The organism is Streptomyces sp. NPDC020780 (assembly GCF_044334475.1).
GTDB lineage: Bacteria > Actinomycetota > Actinomycetes > Streptomycetales > Streptomycetaceae > Streptomyces.
Genome location: NZ_JBIRTB010000002.1, coordinates 449,975 through 463,855, shown reverse-complemented (window position 1 = coordinate 463,855; position 13,881 = coordinate 449,975). Strand labels below are relative to the sequence as shown.

Sequence of the window (13,881 nt, the reverse complement as noted above, 5' to 3'; positions counted from 1 at the left end):
TCGTCACCCGACCGGCCCGCACCGGGTGCGGACATCCGTGACGCGCGCGAACCTGACCCCAGGAGGTTCACGATGCGTTCACTGCCCCTCACTTTCTGTGCCGCCGTGGCAGCCGCGGCCATAGCCCTGCCCGTATCCGCCGCGCACGCCGATTCCGAAACCCGCGACCCCGGGGACCACAAGAAGTCCGGTTCGGTCACGATCACCCCGTCCCGCGTCTCCCCCGGCGGGGAGGTGGAACTCCGGGTCGACGTCTGCGGCAAGGGCAGATCGGCCCGCGGTAACTCCGAGGCCTTCGTCGCCGAGGCGCACTTCCGCCGGGCCGGCGGCAAGGGCCTCGTCGCCGATGCCCGGATCCGCTCCGACGCCGCACCCGACGACTACGAGGTCTGGGTGACCTGCGAGGACGGCCACGGCAAGGCCACCGGCACCCTCACCGTCGTCCACCGCGACCGGCCCTCGCCCGTCGCCCCGGTCAGGGCCGGCGGCGGAGGTACGGCGACCCTCGCCGGCGAGGCCGACTCCGAGCGCAGCGGTCCCGGCACCCGGCACACGGTGACCGGGCTGGCCCTGGGGGCCGTCGCGGCCGTCGCCGTCGCGTACCGCAGTGCGCGCCGCCGCCGTTCGGCCTCGGCCTGACATGCCCGCCCCCGCCCGTTCCACTCCTGACCGTTCCGCACCCGGCCCTTCCGCACCGGCGCGCCCCGCCGGAACCGGGCGGCTGCTGACCGGGGTCGCCTGGGCCGTTCTCCTGCTGGGGCTGTGGCTGTGGGGCCGCGGAGCCGGCGGTGGCGTCTCCGCCCCGACGACCGGTGACGTCGCGGCGGTCGGCCGCCCCCTGGGCGCACCGCTGCCCCCCGCGCACGAGCCCCTCGGTGGGGCGGCCCCCCAGCGGGTCGAGATCCCGTCGATCGGTGTCGAGGCACCCGTCGTGCGGCGCGCCCTGGACGGCGAGGGCGCCATCGAGCCACCGCCGTTCGGCACGCCGAACGCCGTCGGCTGGTACGCCGACGGCACGGAGCCCGGCACGGCAGGCACCGCGCTCTTCGTCGGCCACGTCGACACCGAGACGGAGCCGGCCGTCTTCTACGGCCTGAGCACGGCACAGCCCGGGCAGAAGGTCCGGGTGAGCCGGTCGGACGGTACGGTCGCCGAGTTCACCATCGACGACGTCCAGGTCTTCACCCGGAAACGCTTCGACGCCGAGAAGGCGTACGGGCCCCGTCGGGACGGGCGGGCGGAACTCCGCCTCATCACCTGCGGCGGCACGTACGACCGCGCGTCCCACGCCTACACGGCCAACGTGGTCGTCTCGGCGTACCTGACGGGTGAGAAGCGCGGCGGGTAGCGCCGTGTCCGGACGGCCACCCGGCCCGGCCGGCGGCATCCTCTCCTCGGGCTGCCTGCCGGGCCGGTCCTCGACCGTGGGGTCCGGACTGCGGGAGAAGCCCGGCACGGCACGGGACGTCGGGGCCGCCCTGGCCCGTCACTGCAGGGCCGGCCCTCGCCGCCGCCCGGCCGGTTCTCCGCGCCTTGTCCGGATCGGGACAGCGCCACCATACGAACAAGGCCCCCTCACGCTCGGTGAGAGGGCCTTGCTGGTGCGTGCGCCGTCAGGGACTCGAACCCCGGACCCGCTGATTAAGAGTCAGCTGCTCTAACCAACTGAGCTAACGGCGCCTGCTGACCCGGAGAACTTTACCCGATGGGCGGGGGTGCTCCTGACCAATTCCGGCCCGGTACGGCCTGTCGGATGGTCTTTTTGTCCCTTTAGTCAGTCAACATGATCTATGCCGTGAAAGTTGAGATACGGAAGATCCCGACGGCTGCCGAGGGAAGAGGAGTCGCATGACTGTGCCGGTCTTCGAGGAGTACGAACCCGCCGTCGACTGCGGTTGCCCGGGCTGTGCGCTGCGTCGGCGTACGGCGGCCGCGCTGCCCGTGCGGAACGGCGGGCACCCGGCCGCCCACGGGGCCCGGCGGGCCCTGGTCCTGGTCACGGCGGCGGGGATGGTCCTGTCCTGCGGTGCGGCCGGGGCGGCGGCGACCGCTGCCGGGCGGGGGAACCGGGCCGGCGCCGAGGCCGACCCCGGGCCGGTCACCCCGCAGGGCGCGGTCGGGCCCCTGGGCACGGACGGGGCCTCGGGCCCGCCCCCGGCCCCGCAGAACGTTCCGCGTGTGACCACCCGGACCGAGATCATCGACCGCGCCCGGAAGTGGGTGGACGCGAAGGTCCCGTACAGCATGTCCGCGTACTGGTCGGACGGGTACCGGCAGGACTGCTCCGGCTACGTCTCGATGGCCTGGAACCTGGGCACCAACGAATGGACCGGCAGCCTCGCGGCGTTCGGGACGAAGATCGCCCGGGCGGACCTGCAGCCCGGGGACATGCTGCTCTTCCACAACCCGGCCGACCCCGAGAAGGGGTCCCACGTCACCCTCTTCGGCGGCTGGACGGACGACGCGCACACCCACTACCTCGCGTACGAGCAGACCCCGCCGCACACGCGCAGGGCCGACACGCCCATGGCGTACTGGACCAACTCCTCCCGGTACGTGGCCTACCGCTACAAGGGACTGGCCGCGGGGGCGAGCGGCAGCGGTGCGGACACGCGGTTCCCGGGCGCCGGGAAGTTCGGTCCGGGGGCCGACAACGCGTACGTGACCCGGCTCGGGAAGCTGCTCATCGCCCAGGGCGCCGAACGCTTCTACCGGACGGGCGCGGGACCCCGCTGGACCGGTGCGGACCAGCGGGCGACCCAGGCCTTCCAGCGGGCACAGGGGTGGCGGGGCAAGGAGGCGGACGGCATCCCCGGTCCGCATACCTGGAGCCTGCTGGCCCGGGGAACCGGGCGGACGATCCCCGCGGGGACGAACGGGACCGCGGCCTTTCCCGGGCGCCAGCTCTTCCGCCCGGGCCAGTCCAACAGCCATGTGCGGCGGCTCGGCGCCCGGCTGGTGAAGAAGGGATACGGCAGGCATTACACGACGGGCCCCGGTCCGCGCTGGACGGAGGCGGACCGGCGCAACGTCGAGGCCTTCCAGCGGGCTCAGGGCTGGAGCGGCCGCGCGGCCGACGGATACCCGGGGCCCGAGACCTGGCGGCGGCTCTTCGCGTGACGGCTGTGGCTGACGGAACGGACATGACGGAGGCGGACATGCGCTACATCGAGAACCGACGGGACGGCTGGGGCGAGTGGGGCGGGGCCCCCGGTCCCGGCACACGCGGGAGCAGGGAGGGGGGAGCGCCCGCAGGCGAGACGCCGGGTGCGGAGCCGGCACCCGCGCCGGTGAGCGGGGCGCGGATGCCGGGCGGCGAGACGCCCAGGACGGAGCCCGACCGCGCGGCGGAGCCCCTTCCGTACGACGGCACCCGGGCGGACGCGCTCGGCCTGGCGGGTGCGGCGGACAGCGCCGGGGTTCCCGCCGCGACGACACCGGCGGACGTGGAGCCTCTCGACCTGGACACGCATCCGGCCGTGGACGTGCCGGCCGACCTGGGGCCGGCGATGGACGCGGTGGCGGGGGTGGGGCGGTCCGGTAGGCCGGGTGGTGAGGTGCCGGCCGGTCTGGGGCCGGTCCTGAACGTGGTGGCAGGGGTGGGGCGGCCCGGCGGGTCGGGTGGCGAGGCGCCGGCTGAGTTGGGGCCGGTCCTGGGTGCGGTTCCCGCGGTGGGCGCGCAGGCAGGAGGGGAGCCCTCGGTGGAGGAGCCGGGGGGCCTGTTCTCGGCCGGGGACGCGCTGCCCGACCGGCACCAGGCCCCCGGCGCCGGCCCGGAGGCCCCGGTTCCGGGCGAGGCGGCGGAGGTGGAGGCGGACCCGGGGGCGGACCCGGCGGTCCGGGTCGAGCCGCCCGAGGCGGTGGACATGGTGCCTGCCCAGGCCCTGGGCACCGGTCCGGACGTGCCGGCTCCCGCGCACGCGGCGGACCGGAGAGCGACGGACGGGGAAACGGCGGCCGGGCAGCCGGCCCGCACCGAGCGCGCCAGGACGGCCGCCACCGTGGGGGCCGGGGACCCCGCCCCGCGGTGGGGGGCCGGACGCCGGCGCCCCATGGCCGCCGGTGGGGGCACGGCGCCCCTCCCTGCGCACCTCCTCCTCCGCGACGGCCCCGGCTTTGGCGGCGGGCGGGCGGTCCCGCCCCCGGACGCCACCGCCACCCGGCCGGGTGCCCGGCGCCCTCCCCTGCCGCGCTCGCCGCAGACGCAGAAGCCCACCCGTCCGGCGCCCGTCACCGACCCCCGGCTCACCGAGCGGCCCGGACCCGTACTCCCCGGCTGGGCCGCGCTGCTGGCCGGAGCGGCCGGGACGGCCGCCGGGGCAGCCGTACTGGGATGGCACGGCGCCCTTCCCGCCGCGGTGACCGGCCGGCTCGGTATCGGCGTACGCCCGTACCACGGCCTCGGCGTCGGTACCTGGGCGGTGCTCGCCCTGCTGCTGACCGTGGTCCTGCTCGCGCTCGGCGGCCTCGGGCGCGGGCGGGCCGGGTACGCCTCGGTGCTGACGCTGTTCGGCGACTACCGGGGCAGCGTCCGGCGCACCGGCCTGGTCTGGGCCTCGCCGCTGCTGCTGCGCCGCCCCGTCGACGTGCGGCTGCGGCACTGGCGCAGCGAGCCACTGCCCGCGGTGGACGCGAGCGGTACCCCCTTGCGCGCCGTCGTCCTCGTCGTCTGGCGGGTGCAGGACACGGCGCGGGCCATGCTCGGCGTCGCCGACCACGAGCAGTACCTGCGGGACCAGGTGGAGGCGGCCCTGGCCCGGGTGCTCTCCCAGCTCCCCGCCGACGCCTTCCACGAGGAGACCCGCACCCTGCGTGACGCCGAGGCCGTGGGCACCGCGCTGACCCGGATGCTGAAGGGTGACTGCTCGCCCGTGGGCATCGAGGTGTACGCGGCGCAGCCGACCGCGATCGAGTACGCCCCCGAGGTCGCGGCGGCGATGCACCGCAGACGGGTGGCGGCCATCGACGCCAGGCACCGCGACAGTGTGCTGACGGCCGTGGTCGACGCGGTGGACGACACCGTCGGCCGGCTCACCGCGCGCGGCATCGTGGAGCTGGACGACTACGAACACAAGTCCCTGGTCAGGGACTTGACGGTGGCCTTCTACGCCGGCCGCAGCGGTGGCCCGGGCGCCTGATCCCGCCCGGGGGTCCGGTGGTGCGCGCGGAAAACGGTACCCACATTGGTCTGGACATGTTCATGCTCCGTCAATAATCTGGAGTTGGTCCAGACCAAACACGACGACCTGCGCGCGCGGCATTCCCCGAGACATCCCCCACGTTCGAGGAGCGACACACCATGCGGAAAAGGGCAAGCGCGGCCGTTCTCGGCCTCGCGATAGCGGGCGCCTCCATGTTCGCGACCGGCAGTGCCAGCAGCCACGGCTACACGGATTCCCCCATCAGCCGGCAGAAGCTCTGCGCCAACGGAACCGTCACCGGCTGCGGCGCCATCCAGTGGGAGCCGCAGAGCGTCGAGGGCCCCAAGGGCTTCCCGGCGGCAGGACCGGCGGACGGGAAGATCTGTTCCGGCGGCAACAGCACCTTCGCGGCGCTCGACGACCCGCGCGGCGGCAACTGGCCGGCCACCGGCGTCACCAGTGGGCAGGGTTACAGCTTCCGCTGGCAGTTCACGGCCCGCCACGCCACCACGGACTTCCGCTACTACATCACCAAGAACGGATGGGACCCGACCAAGCCGCTCACCAGGGCCGCACTCGAATCGCAGCCGTTCATGACCGTGCCGTACGGGAACCAGCAACCCCCGGCGACACTGACCCACCAGGGCTCCATGCCCACCCAGAAGACCGGCAAGCACATCATCCTGGCCGTCTGGAACGTCGCTGACACCGGCAACGCGTTCTACGCCTGCTCCGACGTGAAGTTCTGATACACCCCGGCACGACGCACAGTGGGCGGTCCCCCCGGAAGGGGACCGCCCACTGTGGTGTCTGTGCGCCGTCAGGGACTCGAACCCCGGACCCGCTGATTAAGAGTCAGCTGCTCTAACCAACTGAGCTAACGGCGCCTGCTGACGTGAAAATAATACCTGGTCCCCGGGGGTGCTGAGGACACGTGCCCGCACGCCCCGTGCGTGGTCCTCCCCACACCCGCCCCGCCCCGGGCCCGGCGCGCCGGTGGCTTCCGGGCCCGGGGTCAGAGGGCCAGGGACAGGAGCACCGGCGCGGCGCGGCGGTTCAGGGTCGCCGCAGCCGCCCGCAGCCGGTGGGCGTCCTCGATCGGCAGTGACAGGGCGAGGCACCCGGCCGACGAGCCCGCCGTCAGCGGGACCGCCGCGCACACCGTGCCCACCGCGTACTCCTGGAGGTCGAGGACCGGGACCGTCGCCGGCTGGCTGTCCAGCTTCGAGAAGAGCACCTTCTCGTTCGTGATCGTCCGCGAGGTCAGCCGGGCCGTCCGGTGCCGGGCGAGGTGGTCACGCCGCCCGTTCTGGTCGAGCTGGGTCAGCAGGCACTTGCCGATCGCGCTGGCGTGGGCCGCCGAGCGGAAGTCCACCCACTCGTTGACCGCGGGCGTGCGCGGCCCGTCGGCGACCTGGGTGATGCGGATCTCGCCGTCGACGTACCGGCTGACGTAGACCGCGGCGCCCACCGAGTCCCGCAGCTGGACGAGCGACTGCTGCAGCTTCGCCTCCAGGGCCCGCTTGCGGGCCACGCCGGAGCCGAGCTCCAGGAGTGAGGAGCCGATGACGTACGCGCCGTCGGCCACCTGCTCGACGTACCCCTCGCGGCGCAGGGTGAGCAGGAGCGGGGTGAGGTGGCCGACGGGCAGCCCCGTCTCGCGCGCGAGACGCGCGTCGGTCACGCCGTCGCCGTGGGCGGACACGGACTCGAGCACGCGCAGGGCGTACTGCACCGAGTGGAACGGCGCCTTCGGTTCGGGCTTCAACGCCACGGTTTCCCCCTACCAGGTTGTGACCGCAAGCTTCCGCCCCACGATAGCCCTCAACGGCGCCGGTCGGAGGGGGTGTTGCCGAGATGGGGGAAGCGCCCCCTGCCCACCGCAGGGGTGCGTCCGCCCGGCATATGTCAGTGTCATTACCCTTACGCCGCTACCCGGGTCACAGCACCGCGTCGAGGAACTCGCGCGTGCGTGCGTGTTCGGGGTCGGAGAAGATCTTCTCCGGCGTACCGGACTCCACCACCCGGCCCGCGTCGAACATGAGGACCTTCTCCGAGACGTCCCGGGCGAAGTTCATCTCGTGGGTCACGCAGAGCATCGTGATGTCGGTGTTCCGGGCGATGTCACCGAGGAGCTCCAGCACGCCCGCCACCAGCTCCGGGTCGAGCGCGGAGGTCACCTCGTCGAGCAGCAGGATCTCCGGCCGCATCGCCAGCGCGCGGGCGATCGCCACCCGCTGCTGCTGGCCGCCGGAGAGCTGGGACGGGTGGGCGTCGACCTTCTGCGAGAGCCCGACCAGGTCGAGGAGTTCCCGGGCTCGGGACTCCGCCTCCTCGCGGTCCATGCCCAGCACGTTGACCGGGGCCTCGGTGATGTTCTGGAGCACCTTCATGTTCGGGAAGAGGTTGAACTGCTGGAAGACCATCCCGATCTTCTTCCGGGACTCCCGCAACTGCTTCTCACCCGCCGGCTTCAGGGCGCCGGACGGCGTCCGTACGTGCGAGAGCGGCGAGCCGTCGACCCAGATCACCCCGTCGCTGACCTTCTCCAGCGTCATCAGCAGCCGCAGGATGGTCGTCTTCCCGGAGCCGCTGGGCCCGATCAGCGTGACGTGCTCACCGCGCCTGACGGTGAAGTCCAGCTGGTCCAGCACCACGTGATCGCCGTAGCGCTTGACGACCTTGTCGAAGCGCACCAGCGGCTCGACACCGGTCACCGCCGGGTCCGCAGCCGCGTCGGCGGGTTCCTTCAGGGGAGCAGAGTCAGTGGCCAAGGCGCTTCTCCAGCTTTCTCATCAGCAGGGAGGTGGGGTAGCTCGCGACCAGGAAGATCAGACCGGCGAGCGTGAACACCTCCGTGTACACGAAGTGGTCGGCCCCGTACTTCCGGGCCTCGAAGACCATTTCCTGCACCGTGATCACGGCGAGGAAGGGGGTCTCCTTGAACATCGAGATCGCGTAGTTCCCGAGGGCGGGCAGCACGTTGCGCACCGCCTGCGGCAGGATCACCGCCTGCCAGGTCCGCCGGGGCGACAGGGAGAGCGCCCGGCAGGCCTCCCACTGCCCCTGGGGCACACCGTCGATCCCGGCCCGGTAGACCTCGGAGGTGTACGCGGCGTAGTGGATGCCCAGCACCACGATGCCGACGGTCAGCGGCTCCACGGAGCTGAAGACGGCCGCGGCGCCGACCAGCTGGACCAGCAGGGGCGTCGAGCGGACGAACTCGGTCACCGCCCTGACCGGCACCGTCACCAGACGGGACGGAGCCCGCCCGGCCACGGCGACGGCCAGCCCCAGTACCGCCGCCACGAGCGTGCCGAGCGCGGTGGCCAGCAGCGTGACCCGGAATCCTTCGAGCAGCAGCGGCAGCGCCTCGCGCGCCGCGTCCCAGTTGAACGACTGGTTCACCGCGTACCTCCGGCTGTGGCGGCGGCCTCCGCCGTACGCGTCCTGAGCAGGCTGCCCACCCCCGTGTGCAGGCCCAGCCGCCGCTTGGCGGCGCGCTCCAGCGTGTTCATGAGCAGCGTCAGCGCGTAGGCGAGGACGAAGTAGACGGCCAGCAGCAGCAGATAGGTGCCGAGGGTCTCACCGCTCCGGCTGCGGACGTGTTCGACGGCGGTCATCAGATCGGCCGCGGAGAGCAGCCACAGCAGGGGCGTGCACTTCAGCAGCTGGATCAGGAGGTTGGTGAAGGAGGGGATCATCTGCACCCAGGCCTGCGGCATGATCACCTTCCGCATCCGGTGGAAGGGCGTCATGTTCAGCGCCACGGCGGCCTCGTACTGCGCACGGGGCACCGAGTTGATCGCGCCGCGCACGATCTCGGCGCCGTACGCACCGTAGTTGAGGCCGAAGGCGACGACGCCGCAGAGCAGCGGGGTGAGTTCGTACCCCGTCAGCGGCGGCATCGCGTAGTAGAGCCAGAACAGCTGGATGTAGAGGGAGGTGCCGCGGAAGAACTCCACGACGGTCCGGGAGACCCCACGCACCAGGAGCAGTTTGCTGCCCGCCATCAGGCCGAGTGCGAACGACAGCACCAGCGCGAGCAGGGAGCCGAGCACCGTGGCCTCGAGCGTCACCCCCAGGCCCGATCTGACCTGGGGGAACTCTTCGCCGAGTACGGAGAGGAAGTCACTCATACCGTGTGATCCGTCCCCGTCAGCCCTTGCACAGGTCGGCGGTCTTCAGGGTGGCCGGCGGGATCTCCGTGGCGCCGAAGCCGTACTCCCCGAGCAGCTCCACATAGCGCGACCTGTCGGCGACGATCTTCTTGAGCTCGCGGTTGAAGGAGTCCCGCAGGTCCTCGTTGCCCTGACGGAACACCGCGCCGCCCGGGGAGAACTGCTTCGTGCCGTCCAGTTCCGGTACGAAGGCCTCGGTGACCTCGGTCTCCGGGTTCGTCCTGGCCAGCCAGCGCAGCGAGATGCCGGTGAGCAGGAAGGCGTCGATCCGGCCGCCCTTGACGGCGTCGGCGCCGTCCTGCGGCTTCTGCAGCGTCTTGATCTTCCCCTCGGCGATGCCCGCGCCCTTGGCGTACGAGGCCTCGACCGCACCCGACATCACGCCGACGGTGACTCCGGCGGCCTTCGCCGACGCCAGGTCGGTGATCTTCGCCGGGTTGCCCTTCCGCACCATCATGGCGGTGGGGGAGATGAACTCCGGCTCGGAGAACAGGGCGTTGGCACACCGTTCGGGGGTGATGGCCATGCCCGCGCTGACCACGTCGTACTTCCCGGCCTGCAGGCCGGGTATCAGTCCGTCCCACTCCGACAGGGTCGGCTTCAGCTCGTCCACCCCGAGTGCCTTGAAGATCTCCCGGTGCAGGGTGGGCGCCTCGCCCTTGAGCTCCTTGCCCTCCATGTACCCGTACGGCGCCTCGTTGGCGTATGCGACCCGGACGAACCCCTGCTTGCGGAGCTTGTCGAGGGCGCCCTCGCCGTCCGCCGCACCGGCGTCGGTCTTGCTGCACGCGGAGAGCAGGCCGGGGACGACGAGCAGCCCGCCCACGGCTGCGGAACGATTGAGGAAGCCCCGACGGGACAGGTGAGGGAAGTCAGCCATGGTTCGCAATCTCCTGGGGAATTCGGGGAGTCGGACTGTCCGGACAGGCTCAGCGCCTGCCCGATCCCCCGTGTCTATGCAGGCAGCGCTGTCATGTAATCGAACGGTGGCCGGAGGGAGACCTTCCCGTGTCCCGTTGCGGGCGGAGGGCGACGGCGGGAGTGCGGGGTGTATTGCCCTGGTGCGCTTGGTTCCTGAGTGACCGTTCCGTCCCGGGGCCGGGCAGTACACCCTGCGTGCGGGGCGGTTCGGTGGGCGTGTTCAGGCTGTTGCCCGCGTGCCGGGGGTTCAGTCCCCGAGTCGGGCGGTTTCCCGTGGCCCGGGCGGTTCAGTCCGCGTGTCCGGCCGGGATGTCCCGCGAAGGTACGTAACCGCGTCGCACGTCCACCACGTTCGGCAGCGGCTCACCGGCCGTCCACCGTTCGTACATCGAGACGAACTGCTCGCCCAGCCGGTCCCGCCGGCCTGCCGTGTCCCCGCTCATGTGCGGGGAGACCACCAGGCCGGGCACGTCCCACAGCGGGCTGTCCGGCCCCAGGGGCTCCTCCTGGAACACGTCGAGTGCGGCGCCCGCGATCCAGCGCCGGCGTACGGCGTCGACCAGGGCCTCCTGGACGACCACCGGCCCGCGCCCGACGTTCACGAAGTGGGCGGACGGCTGGAGCAGGCCGAAGAAGCGCGCGTCGAACATGCCGCGCGTCCCGTCCGTCAGCGGAGCCGCGCAGATCACCCAGTCGGCGCCGGCCGCCAGCCGGTCCAGGTCCTGCACGCCGTGGATCGAGCGCCGCGCCGTACGCCCCACGAGCGCCACCTGGACGCCGAGCCCGTGCAGCAGGCGCATGATCTCCCGGCCGACCGGGCCCGCCCCGACGACGACCGCGCGGCTGCCGGCGAGCTGCCGGGTCTCCCTGGGGTGCCAGCGGTGCTGCCGCTGGAGCTCCAGGGTGCCCGGGAGATCCTTCGCGAAGGCCAGCACCAGGCCGGCCACGTACTCGGCGACCGGAAGCTCGAAGACGCCCCGAGCATTGGTGACGACGGTGGGGGACACGGCCAGTTCCGGGCAGAGCAGCCGGTCCACTGCCGCACTCGCCGTGTGGACCCAGCGGGGGCGCGGACCCTCACCGGGCCAGGCCCGGCGCACCGCGTCCGAGGTGACGTCCCACACCAGCAGGACGTCCGCGTCCGGCAGCTGTCCGGCCAGTGTCCGCTCGTCGGCGTACCGGACGTGGGCCCGCCCGGTCAGCCGGCCCAGGCGCGGCGACGGGGCGGTGTCCAGGACGAGGATCACGGGATCGGCCATGAGGACCTCCTACGCTCGCACCGGGCCGGACGGCCGTCAACAGGGCCGTAACCCGGAAGAGAAACCGCTGGTCACACGTACTGAGGGCGCCGACAGGCGGCAGGTGGGGGAATACTTGACGCAAGCAGGGGCAGCGGTGACAGCGTGCACGGGGAGCGGCAGCGGGGGACATCCGGACGGACAGGAAGGATGGACATGACGACCGTAGGACTTCTCTACCCGGGCCACGCCGCGGAGGACGACTTCCCGCGGATCGAGGTCATGCTCGACAGCGACATCAGAGTGCCGCTGTTCCACACCGACGACGTCACCGGGACCGCCGGGCCCCGGGGTGCCTCCCGGATCGAGGCCCTGCGGGAGGCGGGTGCTCCCGGGCGTCTGGCCGCAGGGGTGGAGGAGCTGCGCCTGGCCGGTGCCGAATCGCTGGTGTGGGCCAGTACCGAGGGCAGCTTCGTGTACGGCTGGGAGGGCGCCCACCAGCAGGTCGCGGACCTCGCCCGGGCCGCGGGGCTGCCCGCGTCCAGCACGTCCTTCGCCTTCGTGCACGCGGTCGGCGAGCTCGGTGCCTCACGGGTCGCGGTCGCCTCGCTCGACGCCGAGGACGTCGCGCCGCTGTTCGCCGACTTCCTGACGGCCGCCGGACTGGGGGTGGTCTCCGTCCGAGGCGTCGGTGACGCCGCCGGGACCACCCCCGCGGAAGCCGCCGCCTGGAGCCCCGAACAGGTGATAGAGCTCGCCACCGCCGCGGACCATCCGGAGGCCGAGGTGCTGCTGCTGCCGTGCAGCGCGCTGCACACGGCGGCCTTCGTGCCCGAGCTGGAGGAACGGGTGGGCAAGCCGGTCCTCACGGCGAGCCAGGTGACGGTATGGGAAGGGCTCCGGCTCGCCGAGCGCCGAGTCTGGGCCCCCACGCTCGGCACCCTGTTCGCCACCCGGGAGCCCCCGCCCGGCATGTCCGAACCCCGGGGCATCGAGGTGCGGGAGTAGCACCGGCCGGGGAGGGAGTCTCCGCCGTCCGGTGCAGGACGCCGGACGGCGGCTCCCGGGCGGCGGGGGAGACACGCCGGGCCGGGCGCCGCCCGGTGGAGAGGACGCCACGGCGGGGTACGGAAGAACGACGCCGCGCCGGGTACCCGGCCGACGAAAGAACGCCGGGCCGGGCAGCGGCCGGGAATAAGCGGAGTCATCCTCCTGTTCGTACTCTCCGATACACGGACGCAGCACAGGAGAGGCCGGACACGTGGACGAGAACCGAGGCGACGAGATCCGTGGCACCACGAGGGGGACGGCCTCCGTGCCCCTGTCCGTCCTCGACCTGGTGACCGTGGGACAGGGCCGCACCGCCACCCAGGCCCTGCGCACCAGCGGGGAGATCGCCACCCTCGCCGAGCGGCGCGGGTTCCACCGCTTCTGGGTCGCCGAACACCACTCGATGCCGGGTGTGGCCTCCTCGTCGCCCGCCGTGATCCTCGCCCACCTGGCCGCGCGCACCGAGCGCATCAGGCTCGGCTCCGGCGGCGTCATGCTGCCCAACCACGCCCCACTGGTGATCGCCGAGCAGTTCGGCACCCTGGAGGCGATGGCACCGGGCCGCATCGACCTGGGCCTCGGGCGGGCCCCCGGAACGGACGGCGCCACCGCGGCCGCCCTGCGCCGCACCGACCGGCTCAACGAGGGCGCCGACGACTTCCCGCAGCAGCTGGCCGAGCTGACGCGCTTCCTGGACGACGACTTCCCGGACGGGCACCCCTACGCCCGCATCCACGCCGTACCCGGACCGATCCAGGCCACCTCGCCCGGCGGCGTGCAGTCGCCGGCCCGCCCGCCGATCTGGCTGCTGGGCTCCTCCGGCTTCAGCGCCCGGCTGGCCGGCGTCCTCGGTCTGCCCTTCGCCTTCGCCCACCACTTCTCGGCCCGGAACACCGTCCCGGCCCTGGACCTGTACCGCGAGTCCTTCAAGCCGTCCGCGGTGCTCGACGCCCCCTACGCCCTGATCGGCGTCGCGGCACTGGCCGCCGACGACGAGCGTGAGGCCCGGCGCCAGGTGCTCACCGGCGCCCTGTCGATGGTGCGGCTGCGCACCGGACGCCCCGGACTCGTACCGACGCCCGAGGAGGCGGAGGCGCACACCTTCAGCCCCGTGGAGCGCGAGTTCGTCGACGGCTGGCTGACCGACATCGTCCACGGCACCGCGGACGAGGTACGGGCCGGACTGGACGACCTGGCCAAGCGCACGGGCGCCGACGAGCTGATGATCACGGCCAACGCGCACGGAGGCGAGGCCCGGCTGCGCTCGTACGAACTGATCGCCGACGCGTACGGACTGCCCGACCTCGGCTGATCCCGCCCGCCTCCCGGCCCCCCGTCCGGGCGTCACCG

General features: G+C 72.8%; 13 protein-coding genes and 2 tRNA genes. 7 read left to right on the top strand and 8 right to left on the bottom strand.

The window, feature by feature from the left end; translation table 11 throughout:
* The first annotated feature begins 72 nt into the window (after positions 1-72).
* Both ACH4VO_RS05380 and ACH4VO_RS05375 read left to right on the top strand, forming a co-directional pair.
* Positions 73-639: a hypothetical protein gene (locus tag ACH4VO_RS05380; protein ID WP_360987601.1), complete on the top strand. Its 567-nt coding sequence runs from the start codon at positions 73-75 to the stop codon at positions 637-639.
* Between the two features lies 1 nt (position 640).
* Positions 641-1,348, top strand: a complete 708-nt coding sequence (locus ACH4VO_RS05375; protein WP_360987603.1) for a class F sortase — start codon at positions 641-643, stop codon at positions 1,346-1,348.
* A gap of 258 nt (positions 1,349-1,606) precedes the next feature.
* Here ACH4VO_RS05375 and ACH4VO_RS05370 read toward each other — a convergent pair.
* Positions 1,607-1,680, bottom strand: a tRNA-Lys gene (locus ACH4VO_RS05370).
* 168 nt (positions 1,681-1,848) lie between these two features.
* On the opposite strand from ACH4VO_RS05370, the gene ACH4VO_RS05365 reads away from it, so the two are divergent.
* From ACH4VO_RS05365 to ACH4VO_RS05355, 3 genes are all read left to right on the top strand, one after another.
* Positions 1,849-3,120 carry a peptidoglycan-binding protein gene (locus ACH4VO_RS05365; RefSeq protein WP_360987605.1) on the top strand — a complete coding sequence of 424 codons (1,272 nt, stop codon included), beginning with the start codon at positions 1,849-1,851 and terminating at the stop codon, positions 3,118-3,120.
* A 23-nt stretch (positions 3,121-3,143) separates the two neighbouring features.
* Positions 3,144-5,138, top strand: coding sequence for an SPFH domain-containing protein (locus tag ACH4VO_RS05360; RefSeq protein WP_360987607.1), 1,995 nt, complete (start codon positions 3,144-3,146; stop codon positions 5,136-5,138).
* A gap of 161 nt (positions 5,139-5,299) precedes the next feature.
* Positions 5,300-5,890, top strand: a complete 591-nt coding sequence (locus ACH4VO_RS05355) for a lytic polysaccharide monooxygenase (protein ID WP_360987609.1) — start codon at positions 5,300-5,302, stop codon at positions 5,888-5,890.
* Positions 5,891-5,954: 64 nt separating this feature from the next.
* Here the strand turns inward: ACH4VO_RS05355 and ACH4VO_RS05350 are convergent.
* The 7 genes from ACH4VO_RS05350 to ACH4VO_RS05320 all read right to left on the bottom strand — a co-directional run bounded on the left by ACH4VO_RS05350 (position 5,955) and on the right by ACH4VO_RS05320 (position 11,502).
* A tRNA-Lys gene (locus ACH4VO_RS05350) sits at positions 5,955-6,028 on the bottom strand.
* Between the two features lie 128 nt (positions 6,029-6,156).
* Complete coding sequence (locus tag ACH4VO_RS05345; protein ID WP_360987611.1) at positions 6,157-6,915, bottom strand: IclR family transcriptional regulator C-terminal domain-containing protein; 759 nt, start codon at positions 6,913-6,915, stop codon at positions 6,157-6,159.
* 166 nt (positions 6,916-7,081) lie between these two features.
* The gene (gene ehuA, locus ACH4VO_RS05340) at positions 7,082-7,915 is read right to left on the bottom strand and encodes an ectoine/hydroxyectoine ABC transporter ATP-binding protein EhuA (RefSeq protein WP_398440867.1); all 834 of its coding nucleotides are present in this window, start codon (positions 7,913-7,915) and stop codon (positions 7,082-7,084) included.
* Entirely contained in the window at positions 7,905-8,549 is a 645-nt protein-coding gene (gene ehuD, locus ACH4VO_RS05335) for an ectoine/hydroxyectoine ABC transporter permease subunit EhuD (RefSeq protein WP_360987613.1), read from the bottom strand. Before ehuD ends, ehuA begins: the two co-directional genes overlap by 11 nt.
* A complete protein-coding gene (gene ehuC / locus ACH4VO_RS05330) occupies positions 8,546-9,280 on the bottom strand; it encodes an ectoine/hydroxyectoine ABC transporter permease subunit EhuC (RefSeq protein WP_360987615.1) in 735 nt (244 codons plus the stop codon). The genes ehuD and ehuC overlap by 4 nt, the downstream gene beginning before the upstream one ends.
* Positions 9,281-9,299: 19 nt before the next feature.
* A complete protein-coding gene (ehuB, locus tag ACH4VO_RS05325; RefSeq protein ID WP_360987617.1) occupies positions 9,300-10,202 on the bottom strand; it encodes an ectoine/hydroxyectoine ABC transporter substrate-binding protein EhuB in 903 nt (300 codons plus the stop codon).
* 328 nt (positions 10,203-10,530) lie between these two features.
* Complete coding sequence (locus ACH4VO_RS05320; RefSeq protein WP_360987619.1) at positions 10,531-11,502, bottom strand: D-2-hydroxyacid dehydrogenase; 972 nt, start codon at positions 11,500-11,502, stop codon at positions 10,531-10,533.
* 195 nt (positions 11,503-11,697) lie between these two features.
* On the opposite strand from ACH4VO_RS05320, the gene ACH4VO_RS05315 reads away from it, so the two are divergent.
* Positions 11,698-12,489 (top strand): decarboxylase, encoded by a 792-nt coding sequence (locus tag ACH4VO_RS05315; RefSeq protein ID WP_360987621.1) that lies wholly within the window; start codon positions 11,698-11,700, stop codon positions 12,487-12,489.
* Positions 12,490-12,742: 253 nt separating this feature from the next.
* Complete coding sequence (locus ACH4VO_RS05310) at positions 12,743-13,843, top strand: LLM class flavin-dependent oxidoreductase (RefSeq protein WP_360987623.1); 1,101 nt, start codon at positions 12,743-12,745, stop codon at positions 13,841-13,843.
* The last annotated feature ends 38 nt before the right edge of the window (positions 13,844-13,881 follow it).

Coding starts and splice junctions, on each gene's coding strand:
- ACH4VO_RS05380 (WP_360987601.1), top strand. CDS start 73: ATGCGTTCACTGCCCCTCACTTTCTGTGCCGCCGTGGCAGCCGCGGCC.
- ACH4VO_RS05375 (WP_360987603.1), top strand. CDS start 641: ATGCCCGCCCCCGCCCGTTCCACTCCTGACCGTTCCGCACCCGGCCCT.
- ACH4VO_RS05365 (WP_360987605.1), top strand. CDS start 1,849: ATGACTGTGCCGGTCTTCGAGGAGTACGAACCCGCCGTCGACTGCGGT.
- ACH4VO_RS05360 (WP_360987607.1), top strand. CDS start 3,144: ATGACGGAGGCGGACATGCGCTACATCGAGAACCGACGGGACGGCTGG.
- ACH4VO_RS05355 (WP_360987609.1), top strand. CDS start 5,300: ATGCGGAAAAGGGCAAGCGCGGCCGTTCTCGGCCTCGCGATAGCGGGC.
- ehuC (WP_360987615.1), bottom strand. CDS start 9,280: ATGAGTGACTTCCTCTCCGTACTCGGCGAAGAGTTCCCCCAGGTCAGA.
- ehuB (WP_360987617.1), bottom strand. CDS start 10,202: ATGGCTGACTTCCCTCACCTGTCCCGTCGGGGCTTCCTCAATCGTTCC.
- ACH4VO_RS05320 (WP_360987619.1), bottom strand. CDS start 11,502: ATGGCCGATCCCGTGATCCTCGTCCTGGACACCGCCCCGTCGCCGCGC.
- ACH4VO_RS05315 (WP_360987621.1), top strand. CDS start 11,698: ATGACGACCGTAGGACTTCTCTACCCGGGCCACGCCGCGGAGGACGAC.